The 23,084-nt window shown below is 58.6% G+C and carries 27 protein-coding genes and 3 tRNA genes; 17 read left to right on the top strand and 13 right to left on the bottom strand.

Annotated elements, in window-relative coordinates; all coding sequences use genetic code 11:
• Nucleotides 1-76: 76 nt before the first annotated feature.
• Entirely contained in the window at nt 77-916 is an 840-nt protein-coding gene (gene galU, locus QOM10_RS13290; protein ID WP_007912230.1) for a UTP--glucose-1-phosphate uridylyltransferase GalU, read from the bottom strand.
• A gap of 258 nt (nt 917-1,174) precedes the next feature.
• On the opposite strand from galU, the gene QOM10_RS13285 reads away from it, so the two are divergent.
• On the top strand, nt 1,175-1,360 hold the full coding sequence (locus QOM10_RS13285) for a hypothetical protein (RefSeq protein WP_007912238.1): 186 nt from the start codon (nt 1,175-1,177) through the stop codon (nt 1,358-1,360).
• A gap of 142 nt (nt 1,361-1,502) precedes the next feature.
• Nucleotides 1,503-1,784: a hypothetical protein gene (locus tag QOM10_RS13280; protein WP_174245118.1), complete on the top strand. Its 282-nt coding sequence runs from the start codon at nt 1,503-1,505 to the stop codon at nt 1,782-1,784.
• A 3-nt stretch (nt 1,785-1,787) separates the two neighbouring features.
• Here QOM10_RS13280 and QOM10_RS13275 read toward each other — a convergent pair whose 3' ends face one another.
• Together QOM10_RS13275 and QOM10_RS13270 are read right to left on the bottom strand one after the other, a co-directional pair.
• On the bottom strand, nt 1,788-2,018 hold the full coding sequence (locus QOM10_RS13275; protein WP_127927182.1) for a hypothetical protein: 231 nt from the start codon (nt 2,016-2,018) through the stop codon (nt 1,788-1,790).
• 71 nt (nt 2,019-2,089) lie between these two features.
• Complete coding sequence (locus QOM10_RS13270) at nt 2,090-2,446, bottom strand: hypothetical protein (protein ID WP_127927180.1); 357 nt, start codon at nt 2,444-2,446, stop codon at nt 2,090-2,092.
• Between the two features lie 211 nt (nt 2,447-2,657).
• Between QOM10_RS13270 and QOM10_RS13265 the strand changes: the two genes are divergently transcribed.
• From QOM10_RS13265 to ada, 5 genes are all read left to right on the top strand, one after another.
• Nucleotides 2,658-2,960, top strand: coding sequence for a DUF1883 domain-containing protein (locus QOM10_RS13265; protein ID WP_007912251.1), 303 nt, complete (start codon nt 2,658-2,660; stop codon nt 2,958-2,960).
• Between the two features lie 28 nt (nt 2,961-2,988).
• Nucleotides 2,989-3,165: a hypothetical protein gene (locus QOM10_RS13260; RefSeq protein WP_158013179.1), complete on the top strand. Its 177-nt coding sequence runs from the start codon at nt 2,989-2,991 to the stop codon at nt 3,163-3,165.
• Between the two features lie 93 nt (nt 3,166-3,258).
• Nucleotides 3,259-3,969 (top strand): 2OG-Fe(II) oxygenase, encoded by a 711-nt coding sequence (locus tag QOM10_RS13255; RefSeq protein ID WP_127927178.1) that lies wholly within the window; start codon nt 3,259-3,261, stop codon nt 3,967-3,969.
• A 5-nt stretch (nt 3,970-3,974) separates the two neighbouring features.
• Nucleotides 3,975-4,640 carry a DNA oxidative demethylase AlkB gene (alkB, locus tag QOM10_RS13250; RefSeq protein WP_316918379.1) on the top strand — a complete coding sequence of 222 codons (666 nt, stop codon included), beginning with the start codon at nt 3,975-3,977 and terminating at the stop codon, nt 4,638-4,640.
• Nucleotides 4,641-4,728: 88 nt separating this feature from the next.
• The gene (gene ada / locus QOM10_RS13245; protein WP_127927176.1) at nt 4,729-5,796 is read left to right on the top strand and encodes a bifunctional DNA-binding transcriptional regulator/O6-methylguanine-DNA methyltransferase Ada; all 1,068 of its coding nucleotides are present in this window, start codon (nt 4,729-4,731) and stop codon (nt 5,794-5,796) included.
• Between the two features lie 21 nt (nt 5,797-5,817).
• Here the strand turns inward: ada and QOM10_RS13240 are convergent, their stop codons facing one another.
• Nucleotides 5,818-6,801, bottom strand: a complete 984-nt coding sequence (locus QOM10_RS13240) for an MDR family oxidoreductase (protein WP_150752065.1) — start codon at nt 6,799-6,801, stop codon at nt 5,818-5,820.
• Nucleotides 6,802-6,988: 187 nt separating this feature from the next.
• Between QOM10_RS13240 and QOM10_RS13235 the strand changes: the two genes are divergently transcribed.
• The 10 genes from QOM10_RS13235 to QOM10_RS13190 all read left to right on the top strand — a co-directional run bounded on the left by QOM10_RS13235 (nt 6,989) and on the right by QOM10_RS13190 (nt 17,381).
• Nucleotides 6,989-9,427 carry an autotransporter gene (locus QOM10_RS13235; protein WP_316918235.1) on the top strand — a complete coding sequence of 813 codons (2,439 nt, stop codon included), beginning with the start codon at nt 6,989-6,991 and terminating at the stop codon, nt 9,425-9,427.
• A gap of 97 nt (nt 9,428-9,524) precedes the next feature.
• Entirely contained in the window at nt 9,525-10,589 is a 1,065-nt protein-coding gene (locus QOM10_RS13230; protein ID WP_316918234.1) for a nitronate monooxygenase, read from the top strand.
• A 168-nt stretch (nt 10,590-10,757) separates the two neighbouring features.
• Entirely contained in the window at nt 10,758-11,525 is a 768-nt protein-coding gene (gene modA, locus QOM10_RS13225) for a molybdate ABC transporter substrate-binding protein (protein ID WP_150752062.1), read from the top strand.
• Entirely contained in the window at nt 11,526-12,206 is a 681-nt protein-coding gene (modB, locus tag QOM10_RS13220) for a molybdate ABC transporter permease subunit (protein ID WP_103307181.1), read from the top strand. It begins immediately after the preceding gene.
• Nucleotides 12,207-12,209: 3 nt separating this feature from the next.
• Nucleotides 12,210-13,289: a molybdenum ABC transporter ATP-binding protein gene (gene modC / locus QOM10_RS13215; protein WP_316918233.1), complete on the top strand. Its 1,080-nt coding sequence runs from the start codon at nt 12,210-12,212 to the stop codon at nt 13,287-13,289.
• A 72-nt stretch (nt 13,290-13,361) separates the two neighbouring features.
• Complete coding sequence (locus tag QOM10_RS13210; protein ID WP_150752103.1) at nt 13,362-14,399, top strand: DNA topoisomerase IB; 1,038 nt, start codon at nt 13,362-13,364, stop codon at nt 14,397-14,399.
• A gap of 143 nt (nt 14,400-14,542) precedes the next feature.
• A complete protein-coding gene (locus tag QOM10_RS13205; RefSeq protein ID WP_316918232.1) occupies nt 14,543-16,180 on the top strand; it encodes an ATP-binding cassette domain-containing protein in 1,638 nt (545 codons plus the stop codon).
• Nucleotides 16,181-16,251: 71 nt separating this feature from the next.
• Nucleotides 16,252-16,482 (top strand): hypothetical protein, encoded by a 231-nt coding sequence (locus tag QOM10_RS13200; protein WP_127927163.1) that lies wholly within the window; start codon nt 16,252-16,254, stop codon nt 16,480-16,482.
• Nucleotides 16,483-16,600: 118 nt separating this feature from the next.
• Nucleotides 16,601-16,831 (top strand): hypothetical protein, encoded by a 231-nt coding sequence (locus tag QOM10_RS13195; RefSeq protein WP_008082703.1) that lies wholly within the window; start codon nt 16,601-16,603, stop codon nt 16,829-16,831.
• 265 nt (nt 16,832-17,096) lie between these two features.
• Nucleotides 17,097-17,381: a hypothetical protein gene (locus tag QOM10_RS13190; RefSeq protein ID WP_150752059.1), complete on the top strand. Its 285-nt coding sequence runs from the start codon at nt 17,097-17,099 to the stop codon at nt 17,379-17,381.
• 189 nt (nt 17,382-17,570) lie between these two features.
• Here QOM10_RS13190 and QOM10_RS13185 read toward each other — a convergent pair whose 3' ends face one another.
• The 9 genes from QOM10_RS13185 to QOM10_RS13145 all read right to left on the bottom strand — a co-directional run bounded on the left by QOM10_RS13185 (nt 17,571) and on the right by QOM10_RS13145 (nt 22,890).
• Nucleotides 17,571-17,777, bottom strand: coding sequence for a hypothetical protein (locus QOM10_RS13185; RefSeq protein WP_127927159.1), 207 nt, complete (start codon nt 17,775-17,777; stop codon nt 17,571-17,573).
• Nucleotides 17,778-17,960: 183 nt separating this feature from the next.
• Nucleotides 17,961-18,047 (bottom strand) — tRNA-Leu (locus QOM10_RS13180).
• A gap of 196 nt (nt 18,048-18,243) precedes the next feature.
• A tRNA-Cys gene (locus QOM10_RS13175) sits at nt 18,244-18,317 on the bottom strand.
• A gap of 47 nt (nt 18,318-18,364) precedes the next feature.
• A tRNA-Gly gene (locus QOM10_RS13170) sits at nt 18,365-18,440 on the bottom strand.
• Nucleotides 18,441-18,500: 60 nt separating this feature from the next.
• Nucleotides 18,501-19,061 (bottom strand): CDP-diacylglycerol--glycerol-3-phosphate 3-phosphatidyltransferase, encoded by a 561-nt coding sequence (gene pgsA / locus QOM10_RS13165; protein ID WP_007950102.1) that lies wholly within the window; start codon nt 19,059-19,061, stop codon nt 18,501-18,503.
• 32 nt (nt 19,062-19,093) lie between these two features.
• Nucleotides 19,094-20,917 carry an excinuclease ABC subunit UvrC gene (gene uvrC, locus QOM10_RS13160; protein WP_127927157.1) on the bottom strand — a complete coding sequence of 608 codons (1,824 nt, stop codon included), beginning with the start codon at nt 20,915-20,917 and terminating at the stop codon, nt 19,094-19,096.
• Between the two features lie 2 nt (nt 20,918-20,919).
• Complete coding sequence (uvrY, locus tag QOM10_RS13155; protein ID WP_016984198.1) at nt 20,920-21,561, bottom strand: UvrY/SirA/GacA family response regulator transcription factor; 642 nt, start codon at nt 21,559-21,561, stop codon at nt 20,920-20,922.
• A gap of 127 nt (nt 21,562-21,688) precedes the next feature.
• Nucleotides 21,689-22,132: a GNAT family N-acetyltransferase gene (locus QOM10_RS13150; protein ID WP_127927155.1), complete on the bottom strand. Its 444-nt coding sequence runs from the start codon at nt 22,130-22,132 to the stop codon at nt 21,689-21,691.
• Entirely contained in the window at nt 22,129-22,890 is a 762-nt protein-coding gene (locus QOM10_RS13145; protein ID WP_127927153.1) for a carbon-nitrogen hydrolase family protein, read from the bottom strand. Before QOM10_RS13145 ends, QOM10_RS13150 begins: the two co-directional genes overlap by 4 nt.
• Nucleotides 22,891-23,084: the final 194 nt, after the last annotated feature.

Below are 23,084 nucleotides of genomic sequence, written 5' to 3'. Positions count from 1 at the left end.
CACTGCCAGTCATATGGGGGCGTAAAATGAAAAAACCCGCCGAAGCGGGTTTTTCTTGCAAACCGATCAAGCGCTCTTAGTAAGCCTTGCCAGTCTTGTAGAAGTTCTCGAAGCAGAAGTTGGTGGCTTCGATGTAGCCTTCAGCACCACCGCAGTCGAAACGCTTGCCTTTGAACTTGTAGGCCATGACGCAGCCGTTCTGGGCTTGCTTCATCAGGGCGTCGGTGATCTGGATTTCACCGCCCTTGCCTGGCTCGGTCTGTTCGATCAGGTCGAAGATGTCCGGGGTCAGGATGTAACGACCGATGATTGCCAGGTTCGATGGCGCGTCTTCCGGCTTTGGCTTCTCGACCATGCTGTGCACGCGGTAGATGTCGTCGCGGATCATTTCGCCGGCGATCACGCCGTACTTGCTGGTTTCCTGCGGATCGACTTCCTGGATGGCGATGATCGAGCAGCGGAACTGCTTGTACAGTTTGACCATCTGGGTCAGTACGCCGTCGCCTTCGAGGTTGACGCACAGGTCGTCCGCCAGGACCACGGCAAACGGTTCGTCACCGATCAGCGGGCGACCGGTCAGGATCGCGTGGCCCAGACCTTTCATTTCGGTCTGACGGGTGTAGGAGAACGAGCACTCGTCGAGCAGTTTGCGGATACCGACCAGGTATTTCTCTTTGTCGGTGCCTTTGATCTGGTTTTCCAGCTCGTAGCTGATGTCGAAGTGGTCTTCCAGAGCACGCTTGCCACGACCGGTGACGATGGAGATTTCCGTCAGGCCAGCGTCCAGAGCTTCTTCAACGCCGTACTGGATCAGTGGCTTGTTTACCACCGGCAGCATTTCTTTAGGCATGGCTTTAGTCGCTGGCAGGAAGCGAGTACCGTAACCGGCTGCTGGGAACAAGCATTTCTTGATCATATAAGTCCTTGAAAGGGCTGTGTGTACGAGTTTCGGCGCAGTCTAATCAGGCGGCGTGCACCTTACAATGCCCCGCACTGGCTAACCGATGCCAACATAGAGAAATATTCTCGCCGATAGTTCCATCGACATCCTGGCGCAGCCAGATCAGCGTAGCTCAAAGCTGTCGACAATCCGGATTACCATACGCTCATCGCCCCCCAATGCCAGCATTTGCCGGTATCATGGCGCCTTTGAACCAGCGAACGAGACAGATAGATGGCTGCGGTAAAAATCATCAACGGGTATGTGATCGACAAGAAAGACGGCAAGTGGACGCTGACCACCACCAATGGCGAACACATCGCCGGGCCTTTCGACAGCGAACAAATGGCGACTGATGTAGCTTCCGTGTTCACGGACACGCCGGCATCGGCGAAACGCCGTGGCAAAGATCAAGACTGATCAGCTGCGATACGCCCGAGCCCTGCCCTTGAGCAGGGCTTTTTTGTGCCCACTTACAAACAAGTGGCCAAACGCTATAACCTTTTGCCACCGGCGCTGTCACAGCGTCTAGTCCCCCTCGCTGAAGACCATGAACATGACCATGAAAAAATTGCTGCCACTGATTGCGGTATTGGCACTGGCCGGCTGTGCCACATCTCAGCCTGCTTACCTGAAAAACGGCGAACAGGGCCTGGCCATCGATTGCTCCGGCGAAGCCAATTCCTGGGCGAGCTGCTATGAAAAAGCCGACGCGTCCTGCGCAGGCACCGGTTATCGCATCGTCGGCACAGACGGCACGCCTCAGCCCAAAGAAAGTGACAAAACCCTTGGCGTCGATGTCGGCAACTACAAGAACCGTAGCGTTGTGGTGGTCTGCAAATAAACCTTACATGTGAATTTCGGCGAACTTGATACCGAGTCCGCGCACGACTTCGATCAGATCGTCGAGGCGAGCGAACGACTCGACTTCGTCATTATCGTCCACCAGAAAGTAGCTGCGTCCGGCGCTCTTCTTGAAAAACACGATCCACTCCCCCGGATTCGCCGGGTTCTGGATGACATGGGTGGCAGAGATAAGGCCCTCTGCATGGCGCTCACGTACTTGCTCTCGCTTCATCGCGACTCCAGAAATAAAAATGCCGTCACAGCATCGCTGCGACGGCATTGGTGCTGATGATGATCAGTCTATCAGCCGGAAATACACGCATTGGCGGCGCGTTGCACATCACGCGGGCGAACCGGCACATTCGACATGCGCTCATGCAGCTTTATGCTGCTGCCACCCGAGCGATCTTCGATATCAAACACCGCTGCTGCGCCGGTGGAAAGTTTCCCCGGCACGATCACCCGAACCCCGTCCTTGTGCGGCTGGACTTGCAGCGCGCCGCGGCTGTCTGCCAGCTTTTCGGCCAGACACTGGGCATATTCATGGGGTTTCTTGCCGGAGATTACGCTCATGGTCGGCAGCGTTTCATTGATTTCGGAAACACTCGCACAACCACCCACAGCCAGAACCAACGGCAGACACACCACACCCCACTTCATACAAAACCTCCGTTAAAGACCGTCCGACAGCACAAATGCCGTTTTTCTCCGGGGTCTTCTGCATTTAACCCGCATCCGATTGCGAATATCTGTTCAAAATTGTCAAACCAACGCCCGACGGCCAGATAATAACCCGTGCGGGCTGATAAACTGCGCCCAATCGACAAGCTATCGTTTTGATTTTGTAGAAAAAGCCCTTCTGGAGGCGCCCATGAAATTCATTCACCAGCGCGAACACCTCAACGAAGACGACATCGTCGTCATCCAATGCTCGCAAATGTGCAACATCCGTCTGATGAACGACGCCAACTTCCGCAGCTTCAAGAATGGCGGCCGTCACACCTATCACGGCGGCGCCTTCGACACCTTCCCGGCCCGTATTACCGCGCCGAGCACCGGTTTCTGGAACATCACCATCGACACCGTCAACCGCCGTGCGATCAGCGTGACGCGCAAGCCGACACTGACTCACTCGATCAAGATCATCCGTCGTTCCAGCACCAAACTCAGCTGAGACACGTCGCTCAACCAGGAAGGAATGCATGACCGTGGCCCAAACGACCAAATACGTCATCAAATACAAACTCAATGGCGAGCGCCGCTTCGAGTTCGCGCAGCTGGAAAACGGCACTGAAGAAGAAGCCAAGGCTGCTCTGGATGCCCTTCACGGCCAGAGCGACGACGTGATCAGTGAGATCGCCGTCAGCAAAGCGCTGTAAGCACCGACAGGAATTCGACCGCAAGCGGCGGAGTGTTCTGCCGCAAGGCCCTGCCTAGACTGACTTTCTTCGACCATGAGTCAAGGAGTCAGCATGTCGATGTCCCCTTCCCGGCTGGATTCGCTCGACTGGGCAAGCCTTGAGCAGCAACTGGATCAGGACGGCTGTGCGATCATCCGTTCGCTGCTGCAGGCCGAAACCTGTGATCGATTGAGTGCGCTGTATCCGCAGACCGAACCGTTTCGCTCGCAGGTCATCATGGCCCGCCACGGTTTCGGTCGCGGCGAGTACAAATACTTTCGCTACCCCCTGCCGACACCCGTAGAACGCCTTCGCTGCGCGCTGTATCCACGCCTGGTTCCGTTGGCCAATCGCTGGTACGAACGCATGAGCCTGGCCGAGCGTTTTCCGCTGGATCACGCCGAATTTCTACAGCGCTGTCATGCCGCCGGTCAGACCCGCCCGACTCCTCTGCTATTGCAGTACGGCCCGCAGGACTACAACTGCCTGCACCAGGATTTGTACGGCGAATCGGTATTTCCACTGCAAGTGGCGATTCTTCTGTCAGAACCCGGTCAAGACTTTTCCGGGGGCGAATTTGTTCTCACCGAACAACGCCCGCGCATGCAATCTCGGCCGCACGTGCTGGATCTGAAGAAAGGAGATGCGGTGATCTTTGCTGTCAACCAGCGCCCGGTCAAAGGCCTGCGCGGTGATTATCGGGTAACCATGCGCCATGGCGTCAGTCGCCTGCACAGTGGAAAAAGGCATACCCTAGGCATCATCTTTCACGACGCCACATGACTGCCATGCAACCGAACACTTTCGATCTCTTCGCCGATCACGAACCCGAGCAACGCCCGCGCGCCGAACAGATTGGCGAGCAATCGTGGGTGCTGCATGGTTTCGCCCTGCCGCTGATCGAGCAGATCCTGCCGGCGCTGGATGCGATTCTTGCCGTAGCCCCCTTGCGCCACATGGTCACACCGGGTGGATTCAGCATGTCGGTGGGCACCAGCAGTTGCGGCGCTCTGGGCTGGATTACTGATCGCCACGGTTATCGTTACTCGAGCGTCGATCCGCTCAGTGATTTGCCTTGGCCAGCGATGCCGCAAGTATTCTCGACACTCGCGCAGTCGGCAGCGGTGCGAGCAGGATTTACTGACTTCAATGCTGATTCCTGCCTGATCAACCGCTATCTCCCCGGTGCCAAGATGTCATTGCATCAGGACAAAGACGAAAAGTCCTACAGCGCGCCGATCGTTTCGCTGTCACTCGGGTTGCCGGCGATGTTCCTCTTCGGTGGTTTCAGTCGCAGCGACAAGAGCCAGCGCATTGCCTTGCTGCATGGCGACATGGTGGTCTGGGGCGGCGTTGATCGCTTGCGCTATCACGGTGTGCTGCCGATCAAACAGGGCCGGCATCCACGTCTGGGTGAACAGCGGATCAATCTGACCTTTCGCATGGCCGGATAATCTGCAAAAAGTTCGACCGCAAGGCCCGGAGTGTTGTGCCTTGCGACGCTGGTTAACCTGAATCAAACAGGTCAACGGATAACCGCTCATGAAAACGCTTTCGACCACCTTCAACACCGAAAACGATCCACGCTGGGCCGCTGTGGTTGCGCGAGACTCACGGGCGGACGGGCAATTTGTCTACGCAGTAAAAACCACGGGTATCTACTGCCGTCCGAGCAGCCTCTCACGGCTGCCGAAACCGCAGAACGTCGAGTTTTTCGATACTGCTGAACAGGCCGAAGCCGCGGGCTATCGTCCGAGCAAGCGTGCCAGCAAAGATCAGAGTGATGTGGCCGCGCAGCATGCCGCGACCGTCGCCATTGCCTGCCGTCTTATCGAATCCGCCGAGACCTTGCCGGCACTGAATGAACTGGCGGAGACCGCCGGCCTGAGTCCGTTTCATTTCCACCGTGTCTTCAAAGCCGCGACGGGACTGACGCCCAAAGGCTACGCAACGGCCCATCGTTCGCGCAAAGTCCGTGAGCGTCTGGCAGATGGCGGTTCGGTGACCGATGCGCTGTACGACGCGGGCTTCAATTCCAACAGCCGTTTCTACGAGTCAGCGGATCATTTGCTGGGCATGAAACCGGGTGACTATCGTGCGGCCGGGAAGAACAACGACATCCGCTTCGCCGTTGGCCAGTGCTCGCTCGGCGCGATTCTGGTGGCGCAAAGCGAGCGTGGGGTGTGCGCGATTCTGCTGGGCGACGATCCGCATCAACTGGTGTGCGATCTGCAGGATCAGTTTCGCCAGGCCAACCTGATCGGCGCCGATGCCGGTTTCGAACAACTGATCGCCAAGGTGGTGGGATTTATCGAAGCTCCGGCGATTGGCCTGGATCTGCCGCTGGACGTTCGCGGCACGGCGTTCCAGGAACGTGTCTGGCAAGCACTGCGGGAAATTCCGGCGGGCCACACGGCCAGTTACGCCGAAATTGCCCAGCGCATCGGCGCACCGACGTCCATGCGCGCGGTGGCTCAGGCTTGCGGGGCCAACCGCCTGGCAGTGGCGATCCCTTGCCATCGCGTGGTGCGCAGCGATGGCAACCTTTCGGGCTATCGCTGGGGCGTCGAGCGCAAGCGTCAGTTGCTTGAGCGCGAGACGCAGCCTTGAAAGACCCAGGGTAAACAGCTATCAGCGATTGACGTCCACCACAACCCGTCCGCGAAGTTGCCCGGCGAGCAACTTTGGCGCCGCATCAATGGCCTCACTCAGACCGATTTCATGGCTGATCAATGCCAGCAACGAGAAATCCAGATCCTTGGCCAGTCGATCCCACGCTTCCAGACGGCGAGCCTTGGGCTGGGTCACGCTGTTGATGCCGGCCAGGGTCACGCCACGCAAAATGAACGGGGCAACCGAAGCCGGGAAATCCATGCCCTGCGCCAGACCACACGCGGCGACGGTGCCTTCGGAGCGAGTGCTGGCACAGGCATTGGCCAGGGTGTGACTGCCCACCGAGTCGATCACCGCTGCCCAGCGCTCTTTGGCCAGTGGTTTACCGGGCGCTGACAAGGTCGCGCGGTCGATGATTTCGCCAGCGCCCAATTGCTGCAGATATTCATGCTCGCAAACGCGGCCGGTGGATGCGACGACGCGATAGCCGAGCTTGCTCAGCAGTGCGATGGCAAAACTGCCGACGCCGCCATTGGCGCCCGTTACCAGCACTTCACCCTGCTCTGGCGTCACGCCGTTGCGCTCGAGCGCCAGAATGCACAGCATCGCGGTATATCCGGCCGTACCGATGGCCATGGCTTGCGCCGCCGTGAAGGCTTTGGGCAATGGGATCAGCCAGTCGCCATTGAGCCGTGCTTTCTGCGCCAGTCCGCCCCAGTGATTCTCGCCGACGCCCCAACCATTCAGCAGCACCTGATCACCCACTTTATAGTCGGGGTGGGAACTGGCTTCTACGCTGCCCGCCAGGTCGATTCCCGGCACCATCGGAAACTTGCGCACCACCGGACTGCTGCCGGTAATCGCCAAGCCATCCTTGAAGTTCAGCGTGCTGTACGCAACGCCGACGGTGACATCGCCTTCGGGCAATTGCTCTTCGTTGACCTGCTGCAGGTTGGCGCGATAACCGCTGTCGTCTTTGTCGATCACAATGGCGCTGAACATGACTGCCTCGCATGACTGGTTTCGGAATGTCGTGCCCTGAAATACCACATCGCAACACGCTGCCACATTCGACTTTGCGCCAATCGGCAAATCGGCCGGGTATTTCCATGGCGGGCGGCTATGCTTTTTCGACGGTCGTGGTTTCGCCGTTATTCCTTCAGAAATCGGCCTGTCGATGGAGCTGACAATGCCTTACCCGCGCTCGTTACTTGTGATGTTGATGCTGTGTCTGCTGGCGTTCGGCAGTGCCTGGGCAGCACCGGCCGCAGAGGCCCCGAGCGAGCCGACCTGGCCGCAAGTCATCAGCAGCGGCAAAGCGAAACTGACGGTGTATCAGCCGCAACTCGACAGCTGGGACGGTTACACCCTCAACGCTCGCGCGGCCGTTGAAGCCACCGGCGCCGATGGCAAGTCCACCTACGGAATTGTCCAGTGCAGCGCACATACGCTGGTCGACAAGGCTACGCGCTGGGTCGCGCTGGATCAGTACAAAATCATCAAGGCCGACTTCCCGGCCGATGCCACTCAAGCCGACACCTGGGTCGCGGCGCTGCAGAAAGACGCCGAGAACCGCAAGAAAACCATTTCGCTTGATCAGCTCGAAGCTGCAGTCGGCGTACTCTCTGCAGAACAGAAAGCCGACAGCGCGCCGCTGGAAAACACCCCGCCGACGATTATCAGTTCCGACGTACCCGCCCTGCTCGTCTATATCGATGGCGACGCGGCGTACCGACCGGTAGAAGGCACGGCGCTGCAGCGGGTGATCAATACTCGCCCGCTGTTATTGAAAGACGCGCAGGGCAAACATTATCTGCACGTCTTTGATGGCTGGATGGTCGCGGACCAGATCAATGGCGCGTATACCCGCCTGGCCACACCGTTTGCCGAGCTGGAGAAAGCCAAACAGGTCGCCATTCAGAGCCGGCAAGTGGATCTGCTGACTGGGCAAAGCGATCCGAAAGACAAGATTCCAAGCCTGGCCAAACCGCCACAACCGAAGATTTTCATCGTCACCACCCCCACGGAATTACTGGTTACTGACGGCGCAGCGCAATGGACGCCCATTCAGGGCACCGGGTTGCTGTATGTCAGCAATACCACCGGGCACATCTTCAAGGAAATCGGTGACCAGAACAGCTATGTGCTGATCTCCGGGCGCTGGTTTCGCGCCACTGACATGAATGGCCCGTGGACGTTTACCCCCGCAGACAAACTGCCGGCGGACTTCGCCAACATTCCCGACGACAGCCCGAAAGAGAACGTCAAGGCCTCGGTCGCCGGCACGCCGCAAGCCAAGGAAGCGGCCATTGCCGCGACCATTCCACAGACGTCGGCCATCAACAAAAGCGCGGTTAAAATGACCGCGCCGCAGTTCGATGGCGAGCCGCAACTCAAAGCCATCAACACCACACCCCTGCAATACTTGGTCAACAGCGCCACGCCCATCATCCGAGTCGACAACAACAGTTGGTATGCGGTGGAGAACGGTATCTGGTTCACCGCCACCACGGTAAATGGCCCTTGGGTTGTCGCCAGTTCCGTGCCGGCAGTGATCTATTCGATCCCGCCGAGTTCGCCGATGCATTACCTCACCTACGTCAAAGTCTACGAGTCCAGCGGGGACACGGTAGTGGTCGGCTACACGCCGGGGTATCAGGGTTCGAATCTGGATCCGGCCACGGGCGTCGTGGTGTATGGCACCGGTTATCCCTACACACCGTGGGTGGGCAGCGTCTGGTATGGGCCGCCGGTGACTTACGGTTTCGGCGTCGCCATCCGCTATACGCCGTGGACTGGCTGGACCTTTGGTTTCGGCTTTGGCTGGAGCTGGGGCGGCAGCACTGTAGCGATGGGTTGGGGCTGGGGCGCTTACCCGTGGTGGGGCAACTACGGCTGGGGTTACGCCTGGGGTCCGCATCTGTATCCGGCGCCTTTGGCCTGGGGTGGCGCCGCTTACGGTTATCGCGGTGGCGCAGTGGCCTGGGGTCCCGGTGGCTGGGCCGGCACCACCGGCAACATTTATCATCAGTGGGGCGACCGGGCCACGGTCAGCCGCTACGGCGCCGGTTACAACGCCTGGACTGGCAATCGCTGGGCCGGTCAGGTCGGCGCTTCCTACAACTCCCGCACTGGCGTCGCAGCCGCCGGTCAACGGGGCGCCGTACATAACGTCTACACCGGCAATTACGCAGCCGGACGCAGCGGCGTGGCAGTCGGACCGAACGGTGGCGCAATTGCCGGCGAACGGGTCACCGCCGGCAACGTGCGCAACGGTACGCAGGTCACCGCCAACCGGGGCGCCGTATACAACCCCAACACCGGCAACACCACCCAATATGGCGGCATTCGCGGACGCAACGGCGGCGCTGCACGCGTCGGCGACAACGTTTATGCCGGCCACGACGGCAACGTGTACAAAAAGACCGACAACGGCTGGCAGTCGATGGTCGGCGGCGGCGCGACCCGCAGCGCACCCATCAACAACAATGCGCAGTTGCAGAACCTCAACCGTGACTCCGCTGCGCGCAACTTCGGCAACCAGCGGACCAACAACTTTCACAACTCCTCGCAATTCATGAATCACTCGTTTGGCGGCGGTGGAGGCGGCGGATTTCATCGACGCTGAAAAACTGCACGGGTTGTTCTGAATTTCGAACTGGCTGCGGATCCGGTTTTGCTGTTAAAAACCGGCTCTGCCTTTCACCGTTCGGAGACCAGCCTTCATGAGCCAATGGCCAGACACGCGCATTCTTGACCTGCTCGGCATTGAACTGCCGATCATTCAGGGCCCGATGGCCGGCGCGACGAATTCGGCCATGGTCATCGCCGTGTGCAATGCCGGTGGCCTGGGCTCGATGCCGGCCGCCATGCTGAGCATCGAGCAATTGCGCGAAGAGCTGAAAACCATTCGCCAACACACCGACAAGCCTTTCAACGTGAACTTCTTCTGCCATCAGCCACCGGCGGCCGATGAGCAACGCGCGCGTGAATGGAAGCATCTGCTCGAGCCGTACTACCGCGAACTGGGCGCCGATTTCGACGCACCGACGCCGGTGTCCAATCGGGCGCCGTTCGATGCGGCAGCCTGCGCAGTGCTGGAAGAATTTCGACCTGAGGTCGTGAGCTTTCACTTCGGTCTGCCAGAAAAATCCCTGCTTGATCGGGTCAAGGCGACCGGTGCAAAAATTCTGTCCTCGGCCACCACTGTCGATGAAGCGATCTGGCTGGAACAGCACGGCTGCGACGCGATTATCGCCATGGGCTACGAGGCTGGCGGTCATCGGGGCATGTTTCTCAGTGATGACCTGAGCAGTCAGGTCGGTACGTTTGCCCTGGTGCCTCAAGTGGTCGATGCGGTGAACCTACCGGTGATTGCCGCCGGCGCCATTGCCGATGCGCGAGGCGTGGCGGCGGCGTTCGTTTTGGGAGCGTCGGCGGCACAGGTCGGCACCGCCTATCTGTTCACACCGGAAGCAAAAGTCAGCGCCACTCACCACAAAGCACTGCGTACCGCCAAGGAAAGCGAAACCGCGATCACCAATCTCTTCACCGGACGTCCAGCGCGTGGCATTCTCAACCGCGTCATGCGTGAGCTGGGCCCGATGTCGCCGAAGGCGCCGGCATTTCCCTTGGCCGGCGGTGCATTGATGCCGTTGCGAGCGATCAACGAGGCCGAGTTTGCCAACCTCTGGGCCGGTCAGGCATTCACCCTGGGTCAGGACTTGAGCAGTGCAGAATTGACCCGGCAATTAGCCGAAGGCGCACTGGCAAAACTCACTCGCCAATGACGCCAGGCACAGTGAGGTGTCGAGCGCCCTCACTCTGGTTCTAACCAACACTTCCTGTTTGGCGGCATTTCGCTATATATTTCGCTATATAGCGAACACCCCTCGCATCGGCGCAGTCCATTTCCAACAATAGCTGCCCTCTGCACCTGCCAACCACGGAGCTGTTACATGACCATTCGTGCCTCGCGTTTTGCCCCTAGCTGTCTGGCCTCTTTGCTTGCGGTATTCGCCGTCGGCGCTGTACAGGCCGATGAAGTGCAGGTGGCGGTTGCGGCCAATTTCACCGCGCCGATCCAGGCCATCGCTGCCGATTTCGAAAAAGACACCGGGCATAAACTGGTTGCAGCTTACGGCGCCACTGGCCAGTTCTACACCCAGATCAAGAACGGCGCGCCGTTCGAAGTGTTTCTTTCCGCCGACGACACCACCCCGGAAAAACTCGAAAAAGAAGGCGACACCGTCAAGGGTTCGCGCTTCACCTATGCCATTGGCACTCTGGCGCTGTGGTCAGCGAAAGAAGGTTATGTCGATGCAAAGGGCGAGGTCTTGAAAAAGAACGAGTACCAGCACCTGTCCATCGCCAACCCGAAAGCCGCGCCATACGGCCTGGCCGCCACGCAAGTGCTGGAAAAGCTCAAACTGACCGAGGCCACCAAAGCCAGGATCGTCGAAGGCCAGAACATCACTCAGGCTTACCAGTTCGTCTCGACCGGCAACGCCGAACTGGGCTTTGTCGCCCTGTCGCAGATCTACAAGGATGGCAAAGTCAGCAGCGGTTCGGCATGGATCGTCCCTGCTGATATGCACGACCCGATCAAACAGGACGCCGTCATTCTGAACAAAGGCAAAGACAATGCCGCCGCCAAGGCACTGGTCGAATACCTCAAAGGCCCGAAAGCCGCTGCGGTGATCAAGTCCTACGGTTACCAACTCTAAATGTCGCTGACGAGTGCCGATTTCGCGGCGATCTGGCTGACACTGAAACTGGCGTCCCTGACCACCGCAATCCTGCTGGTTGTCGGCACTCCGATTGCCCTGTGGCTGTCGCGCACCCGTTCGTGGCTGCGCGGCCCGATCGGGGCGATCGTCGCCCTGCCCCTTGTTTTGCCGCCAACGGTGATCGGTTTCTATCTGCTGCTGATGATGGGCCCGCACGGCTTTCTCGGCCAGTTCACCCAATGGCTGGGGCTGGGCACCCTGACCTTTAGCTTCACCGGACTGGTGATCGGTTCGGTGATCTATTCCATGCCGTTCGTGGTGCAACCGTTGCAAAACGCCTTTTCGGCGATCGGCACCCGTCCACTGGAAGTGGCCGCGACCTTGCGCGCCAATCCGTGGGACACTTTTTTCAGCGTGATTCTGCCGCTGGCCCGCCCCGGTTTTATCACGGCGGCGATCCTCGGCTTCGCGCATACCGTCGGTGAGTTCGGCGTGGTGCTGATGATCGGCGGCAACATTCCCGACAAGACCCGCGTGGTTTCCGTGCAAATCTACGACCACGTCGAAGCGATGGAATACGCACAGGCGCACTGGCTGGCCGGGGCGATGCTGGTGTTCTCGTTTCTGGTGTTGCTGGCGCTGTACTCCAGCCGCAAGACCCGCGCAGGCTGGAGCTGATCGATGATCGATGTACGTTTGAACAGGGTCTATTCGGGTTTCAGCCTCGATGTCGACCTGAACCTGCCGGGTCGTGGCGTGACCGCGCTTTATGGGCACTCGGGCTCTGGCAAAACCACCTGCCTGCGCTGTATCGCCGGGCTTGAGCGCGCCGGACAAGGATTCGTTCAGATCAATGACGAAGTCTGGCAGGACAGCGAAAATGGCATTTTCGTCCCACCCCACAAACGTGCGCTCGGCTACGTGTTTCAAGAGGCCAGCCTGTTCCCGCATCTGTCGGTGCTGGCCAATCTGCAATTCGGCCTCAAGCGCATCGCCAAGTCCCAGCGCCGGGTCGACATGGCGCAGGCCACCGAACTGTTGGGCATCGGTCATTTGCTCGAACGCCATCCGCAACATTTGTCGGGCGGCGAACGCCAGCGTGTCGGTATCGCCCGAGCGTTACTCACCAGCCCGAAACTGTTGCTGATGGATGAGCCACTGGCGGCGCTCGACAGTCAGCGCAAACGTGAAATCCTGCCGTACCTGCAACGCCTGCATGACGAGCTGGACATTCCCCTGCTGTACGTCAGCCATGCGCAGGATGAAGTCGCACGGCTGGCCGACCATCTGGTGCTGCTCAGCGAAGGCAGAGCGCTGGCCAGCGGCCCGATTGGCGAAACCCTCGCACGTCTGGATCTGCCGATGGCGATGGGCGATGACGCCGGCGTGATCATTGAAGGTCAGGTCAGCGCTTACGACGCCGCATATCAATTGCTGAGCCTGCAGCTACCGGCCACCGAGATGAGCATTCGCGTCACCCACGCGCCGATGGCACTGGGCCAGGCCTTGCGCTGCAAAGTGCACGCCCGGGACATCAGCCTGACCCTGCAGAACAGCGAGGCCAGCAGCATTCTCAATCGACTGCCGGTGACGGTGGTCAGCGAGCAATCGGCCGATAACGCCGCCCACGTGCTGATTCGTCTCGATGCTGGCGGCACCCCGCTGCTCGCGCGCATCACGCGCTATTCCAGAGATCAGTTGGGTGTGCACCCGGGCCAGCAATTGTGGGCGCAGATCAAAGCAGTTGCGGTCCTCGCTTAAATCATTCGGCACCACGGCAGCGGCATGCGGTCAATCCTTTTACAGACCGCCGCGCCACCGAAGGAAACCGCCATGCCCGACACCGCGCTGACCGTAGAACTGCCAGCCGATCTGCATTACGTCGATGACACCCAGCCCGGTATCACCCGCAAAAAACTGCGCGGCAAGTTCAGCTATTTCGAACCGTCGGGCGAGCGCATCAGCGACCCTGACGAAATCAAACGCATCAACGCGCTCGCCGTGCCGCCGGCCTACACCGATGTGTGGATCTGCCCCGACCCGCGCGGTCATCTGCAAGCCACCGGCCGTGATGCCCGTGGCCGCAAGCAATATCGTTATCACGCGCGCTGGCGCGAAGTGCGCGATGCCGACAAGTATTCGCGGCTGCGCGAGTTCGGTCTGGCGCTGCCAAAGTTGCGCCAACAACTGGAGGCGTTGTTGGCCGCGCCCGGCTTCAGTCGCGACAAGGTCATGGCCACGGTGATCACCCTGCTCGACGCCACACTGATTCGCGTCGGCAATACACAATACGCCCGCGACAACCGCTCCTATGGCCTGACCACCCTGCGCAGTCGACATGTCGAGGTCAACGGCAGCGCGATCCTGTTCCAGTTTCGCGGCAAGAGTGGCATCGAACATCAGATCACCGTCAAGGACCGGCGCCTGGCGCGCATCATCAAGCGTTGTCTGGAGATTCCCGGGCAGAACCTGTTCCAGTATCTGGATGAAAACGGCGAGCGCCACACCGTCAGTTCCTCCGACGTCAACGCCTACCTGCAGACCCTCACCGGCGCCGATTTCACCGCCAAGGATTACCGCACCTGGGCCGGTAGTGCTTTAGCCCTGGCGGTGTTGCGTGAGTTGCAATGGGCATCCGAGACCGAAGCCAAACGGCATGTGGTGGAGATGGTCAAAGGCGTCGCCAAGCAACTCGGCAACACCCCGGCGGTTTGCCGAAAATGCTACATCCACCCTGCCGTGGTGGAAAAATTCATGCTCGGCGCGCTCGCTGAGCTGCCTCGTCCGCGTGTGCGCAAGGGCTTGCGGGCCGAGGAAGTCGCATTGGCAATGTTTCTCGAGCGAATGAGCGAAATGACCGACGCACCTTGATCCACTGCGCAGCGTCATCTAGGCTAGCGACCTTCCCCTCCTCCGGATGACCGCAGAAGTGAACAACTCAGCCTTCTAAAAATGCAATCGCGACACGCCGCTCTCGGCGCTTGTCAGTTTTCACGACATTTTTGGAGGTGCCGATGACTCACGTCTCGCGTACAGCCGCACTCGTTTCCCTGAATCAACTGGGTTTTCAGTTCACCAATGGCGTAACGCTGTTCGAAGCCCTGAACCTGAGTTTCGATGGTCAACCGACCGCTATCGTCGGGCGCAATGGCGTCGGTAAAAGTGTGCTCGCACGCTTGATTGCCGGGCAGTTGCAGCCTGATTTCGGCAGCGTGGCACGTTCAGCGTCCGCGCACTATGTCGCGCAAACCTTCGTCACCACACGTGGACAAACCGTAGCTGACGCGACAGGAACAGCCCCGGTGACCGGCGCACTGGAACGACTTAAACAGGGTCGTGCAACAGCCGAAGATTTCGACCTTATCGACGAACGCTGGGATCTGGCAGAACGCTTGCGTCAAATGCTTGATGAGGCTGGGCTGACCGATATCACCGCGACGGATCTGACCGAACATCTCAGCGGCGGCCAGCAAGCCAAGATTGCCTTGATCGGTGCGCTGCTGAGTCAGGCGCAATTGCTCGTCCTCGACGAACCCACCAATCACCTCGACACTGCCGGTCGACAGTGGCTGATGAGCTCGCTCGACCGCTGGCGTGGCGGACTGATCGTCGTCAGTCATGACCGGCAATTGCTGGAGCAGATGCAGCGAATCGTCGAACTGACGCCGCTGGGGGCTACAGTTTTCAGCGGCAGATTTTCGGAGTTCACCGAGCAACGCCGAATACATCAACAAGCAGCGCAGGCACAACTCGATCAGGCCCGCATCGAACGTCAGCGCGAACGTACGCGACTGCAACGCGAGCACGACACCATTCAGCGCCATGCAGCCGGCAGCCGTCGCAACGCACAAACCGCTAACGTCTCTGGCTTCGAACGGGCTGCGCTGAAAGCGGCCGCGCGAGACATCATGGGCTACGTAAAGGTCGGCCATCAGGCACGCAAATCCGATCTGGATGAGCGCGTGCATAAGGCGTACGAAAACGTATTGCCGGACGACGGCGTGCTGATCAATCTGCCGGGCAGTGCGGTTCCCGACAATCGTCGAGTGTGCACACTGATCGACGCGTGTCTGCCATGGTTGCCGGCAGATGCGCCCTCCACCCGGCTTGACCTCACCATTCAGGGACCGCTGCGCATCGCAGTCAGCGGTCACAACGGTTGTGGCAAATCGACGCTGTTGAAATTGCTGGCGGGTGAATGGACGCCATCAAGTGGCGAGTGCATCACGCATGTGCCTTTTGCCTTCCTCGATCAACAGCTGAAACTGCTGGATGACCACATTTCCATTGTCGATCAATTACAGGCCCAGCAAACGCCCCTGAGCGAAGGCACGTTGCGCAGTTACCTCGCGCAATTACAACTGGACGCACAGCGCGCCACGCGGCCATGCGCCTCGCTCAGTGGTGGCGAACGCTTGAAAGCTGCCCTCGCCTTGGCGCTGTGGCGCCAGACACCCGCACAATTGCTGCTGCTGGATGAGCCCACCAACCATCTGGATCTGCCGTCGGTGCAAGCTTTCGAACTCGCCTTGCAGACATTTCCCGGGGCGATTGTTGCGGTTTCCCACGATCAGGCGTTTCTGCGCGCGTTAAACCCGAGCCATCATTTGACTTGGCACCGCGAAGGCTGGCGCTGGCAACCGACGAGCTGAGCTGGGTATTTTTTGCACGATCGCCGAGGGCTTCTATAGTTGATCTGACACGAATCAGCTGCGGTGACGCCATGGAAGACATTTTCGTCGTGAAGCGTTGCAACAAGATCATCATTCACGGTCGACGCGCCGGTGACAGCCAGCATGATCCAGCCGAAGCGCAAAGCTGGTTTCGCATCTGCGACACGCGTACTAGCGGCTTCATCGGCGATGGCTACGACGCGGAAGAGGACGCACGACGTGAATGCAAACGCCTCAACGCAGCCAGTACCCTATCACCGGCCCGCCAGTCTTCAGTCTGATGCCGATCAGAAGCGGGTCTATACTGAAACCAGCTGAAGGAGCAGCACCCCACGGCAGAAGGCTCGCAATACGCGGGCTTTTTGCTGCAGCTCAGGTTTCATAGAACGGAGGTGTTCCATGTCCGAAAAAGAGTCCATCACCACCCTCCTCACCCTGCTCGACGCCCGGCAAGCGCGCCTGGCGGCCGCCTGCAAAGAGATTGCCGACTGGGTCGACCACCAAGGCGGACACCCGACCGCCCTGCGCATCCGTGACCGGCTCAACGATATCGAGAAGGATGCTCCGCTGATTCGCAATACGCTGTCGGCGCTAAAACCTGTCGATCGGCCATTGCCTCGGTTCAGATGACAGCGACTTCGCCAAGGTCTCAGGAATTTGCCTCACAAGCGGTGACACACAGGTCACCGCGTATTTGCCTGCCCGAAATGTTTATTCTCCCCCGCGATTGCGTTTTCACATAACGATCACATCTGCGCGTCTACAGTGAAATCACTCCTTTGCAAAACACCCTCACACCCGCCCGCATGCGGGTGTTTTTTTGCCTGCGCCCCAACGCCGAACGGTGTGGTCCGTGAGTTGTCAAAATCAATACACGTCACACAGGAGACGGTTTATGGTTATCCATTTCAACGTCGACGGGCACCTGGCCTGTGGGCACAAAGGCAAACAGCTTTCGGCAAGCCGTGAGCTCAACCGCGTGAAGTGCCGCAGCTGCCGCAATACCGATGCCTACAAGCAGGCACGAAAGGATCAGCGCAACGCGGCCCGCCGAATGTCTCGTCAAGGCAAAACCACGCACAGTGCAACAGACTGGCGCGCAGAATGGATCGATCGCCTGACAGCAATGGCCGGACTTCAGCGCCTGCCTCGCGGCTTTAGTGGCCAGGCATTTGTTTAGCGCTTAGTAAAAAGCAGGCACAAAAAAGGCCTGCATGAGAAAACTCATGCAGGCCTTTTATATTTTCGCCCCCTGCAGGGATCGAACTGAAACACTTGGCTCTCTCCTGATGGTCGGAGCGCTGGCCGGCAAATGGTGGAGAGCAGTCCCCTACGGCAGCCTGATCAGGAACGGGGAATCCTCCTCCACTCAAAACCAACTCAGCAGGCGAAGTATCCTTGCGAATGTTCGTTCACCGGTGAAACACGCCAACATCAAGCCGCCGCCCATGACAGTGAAAAGAACTCCACCCACGCCCTCGATTGCAATCAGAAATACTCCCAATGCGAGGATTGCGGCACCCAGTGAACAGAGTACCTTGCGACTCTGCTTCTGCTCGGGATAACGGCTGAACATTCATTGCCCCCCAGTAACTGACACTTGGGACAACTGTAGACCAGTCGCGACCGCTCAATATCGCGACCTGTCATTAGGTAAGGATGTCATGCAGACCAGGGAATGCGGACCAACATCAAAATAGCGGACCGGAAACAAACAAGGGTTTGCATCAGCTTTCGCCCGCAAACCCTTGATTCAAGATGGTGCCCGAAGCCGGAATCGAACCGGCACGCCCTTACGAGCGGGGGATTTTAAGTCCCATGCGTCTACCAGTTTCGCCATTCGGGCGGTAGCGCGGTGCTGCAGTCTTCCGCTGCAAAGCAGCAATCCTTGAAGGATCCAACCTTGAACAGCAGAGCGGGAAATATATACATCACTTCCCGGTGAAGCAAGTTCGCAATGCCCGTTTTTCAAGACTAAATCTTGCAGCGCAGTGCAAATAAAAAAGCTCCGTAAATCATGGATCTACGGAGCTTGTTTATAGTGGAGGCCGAGGTCGGAATCGAACCGGCGTAGGTGGATTTGCAATCCACTGCATAACCATTTTGCTACTCGGCCTCAAAACATTTGTTATCAGTAGCACAACAACAAATGCGTTTTAAACTTGGAGCGGGAAACGAGACTCGAACTCGCGACCCCGACCTTGGCAAGGTCGTGCTCTACCAACTGAGCTATTCCCGCTTGGTGATGCGCATTCTATAGAATTAAGAAGCTCCGTCAACCCCTTGATTCAAAAAAGTTTTATTTCTTTTCAACATCCGTCTTCAGGTGCGGCCAGGCAGCACGAAGGTACTGCACCATCGACCACAACGTCAGGCCGGCGGAGACCATCAGCAAGGCATAACCCAAGATTACCCAGAAGCTGAAGTCCTTCGGGTTGGCCAGCAGAATCACCAGCGCGAGCATCTGCGCTGCGGTTTTCCATTTGCCGAGATTGGAAACGGCTACGTGGGCGCGGGCGCCGAGTTCGGCCATCCACTCACGCAAGGCCGACACTACAATCTCGCGACCGATGATGACAGCCGCTGGCAAGGTGAGCCAGAGATTGCCATGTTCCTGGACCAGAAGCACCAGCGCCACTGCGACCATGAGTTTGTCAGCGACCGGATCGAGAAACGCTCCGAACGGAGTGCTTTGCTCCAGACGGCGGGCCAGATAACCATCCAGCCAGTCAGTCGCTGCGGCAAAGGCAAACACCGAAGCGGACGCCATGTAACTCCACTGATAAGGCAGATAGAACAGCAAAATGAAGATCGGGATAAGCAGGACGCGTAGAACGGTAATCAGATTAGGGATATTCATCGGCACAACTGGCTACGAGGTGAAGGGGCATTCTACTCGCTATGCAGGTTCGCATAAATCGACTCTGCGAGCTTTTTACTGATCCCCGGGGCTTTGGCGATCTCTTCGATGCTTGCACGAGACAGCTCCTGCAATCCACCAAAATGTTTCAACAAGTCGCGACGTCGGGTCGGCCCAACACCCGCAACGCCTTCCAGTGTTGATGTACGGCGGGTTTTGCCACGGCGTGCGCGATGTCCTGTGATAGCGAAGCGGTGAGCCTCATCGCGAATCTGCTGAATAAGGTGCAGCGCCGGCGAGTCGCCACGCAATGTGAACTCATGCGCCGCATCATTTAGATACAACGTTTCGAAGCCGGCCTTGCGCGTGGCGCCCTTGGCAACGCCCAGCAGGATCAGGTCGGGCACAGCCAACTCGTTCAGAACATCCCGGGCCATCGACAGTTGGCCCTTGCCACCGTCCACCAGCAAGATGTCTGGCAACTTGCCCTCGCCTTCCTTGAGTTTGCTGAAGCGTCGCGTCAGGGCCTGATGCATGGCGGCATAATCGTCACCGGCCGTGACACCTTCGATGTTGTAACGGCGGTAGTCCGACTTGATCGCACCTTCAGGGCCAAACACCACGCAGGACGCAACCGTCGCTTCACCACTGGAATGACTGATGTCGTAGCATTCCAGACGTTGCGGCGGTTCATCCAGGTTCAATACTTCGGCCAGCGCCTCAAACCGCGCTGCGGTGTGTTGACGGTTGGCCAGACGTGCGCCCAATGCCTGCTCGGCGTTGGTTACAGCCAGTTGCTGCCAGCGCGCACGCGTGCCGCGCACCCGATGACTGATCGCCAACTCGCGGCCCCGCAACTCATGGATCGCTTCGATCAGCGTCGGGAAATCCTCGTGCACCACATTGACGATCAGTTCGCTGGGCAAATCGCGCTCAGGGCTGCTGATGAAATACTGGCCAAGAAACGCGGCCATGACTTCCGATACGTCCTCTTCGATCCCGACTTGCGGGAAGAAATTCTTGCTGCCCAACACGCGTCCGCCACGCACACTGATCAAATGCACGCAGGCGCCGCCCGGGTTGACGAATGCCGCGATGACATCGATATCCCCCGTGCCGCCTTCCATGCTTTGCTGATCCTGGACTCGACGTAGCAGTGCGATCTGATCCCGCAACTCGGCGGCTCGTTCGAACTCCAGATTGATCGCCGCCTCTTCCATCGCCGTCGACAGCTCATTGGTCAACGCGTGACTGCGACCCTCAAGGAACATGACCGAGTGGCGCACGTCTTCGGCATAAACCTCAGGCTCGACCAAGCCAACACAAGGTGCTTTGCAACGCTTGATCTGATACTGCAGGCATGGCCGGGTACGGTTTTTGTAGTAGCTGTCTTCACACTGGCGAACGAAGAAAGTCTTTTGCAGCAGACTCAGGCTCTCGCGGATGGCGCCAGCGCTTGGATAGGGACCGAAATATTTGCCTTTGGCTTTTTTCGCTCCGCGATGAATGCTCAGACGCGGGAACTGGCCATCGGACAGAAACACATAGGGGTAGGATTTGTCGTCGCGCAACAGGATGTTGTACGGCGGCCGCCATTCCTTGATCAGGGTTTGCTCAAGCAGCAGCGCTTCGGTTTCGTTGGCGGTGATGGTCGTTTCGACCTGCGCAATGCGCCCGACCAAGGCAGCAGTTTTAGGCGCCAGACCGGTTTTGCGAAAGTAGCTGGCCAAACGCTTTTTGAGGTTCTTGGCCTTGCCCACGTACAACAGGCGCGCATCGCTGTCGAACATGCGATAGACGCCAGGGCGCCCGCTGACTGTCGACAGAAACGCGCCGGAATCGAATGTTTCAGTCATGGTCAGAGGCTGGCATCAACCATGCCGTGACGAACCGCCAACAGTGTCAACTCGACGTCGCTGCTGATCGAAAGCTTCTCGAAAATACGGTAGCGATAGGTGTTCACGGTTTTCGGCGACAGACACAACTTGTCGGAAATGATCTGTACCTTCTGACAGCCGACAATCATCAAGGCGATTTGAATTTCCCGCTCGGACAACGCATCGAAGGGAGAATCGTTGGACGGCTGGAAGGACTTGATAGCCAACTGCTGGGCGATCTGCGGACTGATATAGCGTTGACCGGCAAACACCAGGCGAATGGCCTGGACCATTTCCGGCAATCCGGCACCCTTGGTCAGATAACCCGCAGCCCCTGCCTGTAGCAAGCGTGTCGGGAAAGGATCCTCTTCACACACCGTAACCGCGACAACCTTGATATCCGGATGGCTGCGCAACAGTTTGCGCGTGGCTTCCAGGCCGCCGATGCCAGGCATCTTGACGTCCATCAGCACCACATCGGGCTTCAACTCTCGGGCCTTGATCAGGGACTCTTCCCCGGATTCGGCCTGGCCAACCACCTGCAAGCCATCGATATCGGCCAGCATACGTGTAATGCCTGTACGAACGAGATCATGGTCATCGACCACTAGCACCCTAATCAAGCAGACACCTCGCGATATGGTCATATTGGAATGCCGGACACCTTAGCAAAAAGTGCCACGCAGACCTAGCAGAATGCGTCATTTAAAAAGTTTCAATTCATCATTGAGGGCTTGCCGGCCGTGGCTTTCAGAGCACACGTGTACTGATATCAAGCTGCATTCGCAGAAAACACTCGTCCGCACCCTGAACCTGTAGTCCTTTTCTTTCATACAAGTTTCTTGCCGGATTGTTTTCGAATACGGTCAGTCGCAAAGCCGGGCGCCTTTCTTTGCGGGCCATGTCGATAACCTGATCAATCGCCCAGGAACCCGCACCTCGCCCCTGAAACGCTTCAGCAATCTGCAATTCACGAATGTACAGTGCGCGCATATCCCGGCTGAGACTGAGAAAGCCCACCGTCAGCCCGCCCTGCACTACCAGCCAGTTCTGCCGCCCTGACCATGCCACGTCAAACGCTTCGTCCTGCCATAACAGGTCATGGCGAATGTAATAGCGCAACATGTTCTGACAGGTGAGATCGCGGGCAAACGCCAGATCCTCTGGCACTGCCTCTCGAAGCTGAAATGTCATGGCGTGCCAACCACAGGGACAACCCGTCCCTGCCACACACCATCGTTACACTGAGCCACGACCAAAAGGTCGCCCGCCCCCGCAGCTGCGACGATCAGTGAACCGTCTTCAGACCAGATGCCACTGCGCCCAGCGGATTGCCAACCACCCGTCAGCCCTCCGTGATTGGCCATCAACACAGCCATTGCGTGTTGCCGGGCGTAGCCCTGAAGTATTGCTGTGTCGGCCGCGTAACCTTTTTCGCTGATCAACACGCCGGCCGCGTACAAGCCTGCGCCCTGGTCTGCGGCCGTCGCGGCATGGCTGGCATGTGAGAAATCGGCGCACACTGCCAGCGCGACCACTTCGCCGCCGATGTTCAATGTCGGACCGCCGAGACCGGGTGCAAAAACCAATTCCTCGCCCGCGTGCAAATGCTGCTTGCTGTAAACGCCGAGCGAACCATCAGCCCCCAGGACCAGAGCACCAATGCGCACCGAATCACTGTCCTCCAGCCGAACTGGCATGCCGACGACGGCAGTCACCCCAAGCTTTCGGGCCAGATCCCTAAGCGGTTGCAGCACGGCATCTTGCGGTTCGATCGCCAACGCTGCGGCCGTTTCTCCTTCGTAGCCAGTCAGCGACAGCTCGGGAAAAACCAGCAACTCGACACCCTGCTCTGCTGCTGCCTCAAGGAAGCGACGATGTCGGGCAATATTCCCGGAGAGGTCACCGGCAATGGAAATGCTCTGGGCTGCGGCAATGGTCAATGTCGACACGGTTCATCCTTGGCAATCAAGCGAAGCGCAGAGTGTCACAACTCTTGCGTGAATCGAGCAATAGGCGTTTTGTTGATTATGCGATAGCAATTTCTGATTGCTGAGGCATATCGGCCTCTAGTAAGCTCGGCCCATTCATCGGAGACAGACCATGTTCAACGCCCTTTCACAGCTTCGTACCGCCAGCGCCTTGC

Source organism: Pseudomonas sp. P108 (genome assembly GCF_032613195.1).
GTDB lineage: Bacteria > Pseudomonadota > Gammaproteobacteria > Pseudomonadales > Pseudomonadaceae > Aquipseudomonas.
The sequence above is the reverse complement of the archived record's forward strand: the minus strand, read 5'-3'. Positions and strand labels throughout refer to the sequence as shown.

Bases quoted from the DNA above. Each gene is read 5' to 3' on its own strand.
- galU (WP_007912230.1), bottom strand. From the start codon at position 916: ATGATCAAGAAATGCTTGTTCCCAGCAGCCGGTTACGGTACTCGCTTC.
- QOM10_RS13285 (WP_007912238.1), top strand. From the start codon at position 1,175: ATGGCTGCGGTAAAAATCATCAACGGGTATGTGATCGACAAGAAAGAC.
- QOM10_RS13280 (WP_174245118.1), top strand. From the start codon at position 1,503: ATGAAAAAATTGCTGCCACTGATTGCGGTATTGGCACTGGCCGGCTGT.
- QOM10_RS13275 (WP_127927182.1), bottom strand. From the start codon at position 2,018: ATGAAGCGAGAGCAAGTACGTGAGCGCCATGCAGAGGGCCTTATCTCT.
- QOM10_RS13270 (WP_127927180.1), bottom strand. From the start codon at position 2,446: ATGAAGTGGGGTGTGGTGTGTCTGCCGTTGGTTCTGGCTGTGGGTGGT.
- QOM10_RS13265 (WP_007912251.1), top strand. From the start codon at position 2,658: ATGAAATTCATTCACCAGCGCGAACACCTCAACGAAGACGACATCGTC.
- QOM10_RS13260 (WP_158013179.1), top strand. From the start codon at position 2,989: ATGACCGTGGCCCAAACGACCAAATACGTCATCAAATACAAACTCAAT.
- QOM10_RS13255 (WP_127927178.1), top strand. From the start codon at position 3,259: ATGTCGATGTCCCCTTCCCGGCTGGATTCGCTCGACTGGGCAAGCCTT.
- alkB (WP_316918379.1), top strand. From the start codon at position 3,975: ATGCAACCGAACACTTTCGATCTCTTCGCCGATCACGAACCCGAGCAA.
- ada (WP_127927176.1), top strand. From the start codon at position 4,729: ATGAAAACGCTTTCGACCACCTTCAACACCGAAAACGATCCACGCTGG.
- QOM10_RS13240 (WP_150752065.1), bottom strand. From the start codon at position 6,801: ATGTTCAGCGCCATTGTGATCGACAAAGACGACAGCGGTTATCGCGCC.
- QOM10_RS13235 (WP_316918235.1), top strand. From the start codon at position 6,989: ATGCCTTACCCGCGCTCGTTACTTGTGATGTTGATGCTGTGTCTGCTG.
- QOM10_RS13230 (WP_316918234.1), top strand. From the start codon at position 9,525: ATGAGCCAATGGCCAGACACGCGCATTCTTGACCTGCTCGGCATTGAA.
- modA (WP_150752062.1), top strand. From the start codon at position 10,758: ATGACCATTCGTGCCTCGCGTTTTGCCCCTAGCTGTCTGGCCTCTTTG.
- modB (WP_103307181.1), top strand. From the start codon at position 11,526: ATGTCGCTGACGAGTGCCGATTTCGCGGCGATCTGGCTGACACTGAAA.
- modC (WP_316918233.1), top strand. From the start codon at position 12,210: ATGATCGATGTACGTTTGAACAGGGTCTATTCGGGTTTCAGCCTCGAT.
- QOM10_RS13210 (WP_150752103.1), top strand. From the start codon at position 13,362: ATGCCCGACACCGCGCTGACCGTAGAACTGCCAGCCGATCTGCATTAC.
- QOM10_RS13205 (WP_316918232.1), top strand. From the start codon at position 14,543: ATGACTCACGTCTCGCGTACAGCCGCACTCGTTTCCCTGAATCAACTG.
- QOM10_RS13200 (WP_127927163.1), top strand. From the start codon at position 16,252: ATGGAAGACATTTTCGTCGTGAAGCGTTGCAACAAGATCATCATTCAC.
- QOM10_RS13195 (WP_008082703.1), top strand. From the start codon at position 16,601: ATGTCCGAAAAAGAGTCCATCACCACCCTCCTCACCCTGCTCGACGCC.
- QOM10_RS13190 (WP_150752059.1), top strand. From the start codon at position 17,097: ATGGTTATCCATTTCAACGTCGACGGGCACCTGGCCTGTGGGCACAAA.
- QOM10_RS13185 (WP_127927159.1), bottom strand. From the start codon at position 17,777: ATGTTCAGCCGTTATCCCGAGCAGAAGCAGAGTCGCAAGGTACTCTGT.
- pgsA (WP_007950102.1), bottom strand. From the start codon at position 19,061: ATGAATATCCCTAATCTGATTACCGTTCTACGCGTCCTGCTTATCCCG.
- uvrC (WP_127927157.1), bottom strand. From the start codon at position 20,917: ATGACTGAAACATTCGATTCCGGCGCGTTTCTGTCGACAGTCAGCGGG.
- QOM10_RS13150 (WP_127927155.1), bottom strand. From the start codon at position 22,132: ATGACATTTCAGCTTCGAGAGGCAGTGCCAGAGGATCTGGCGTTTGCC.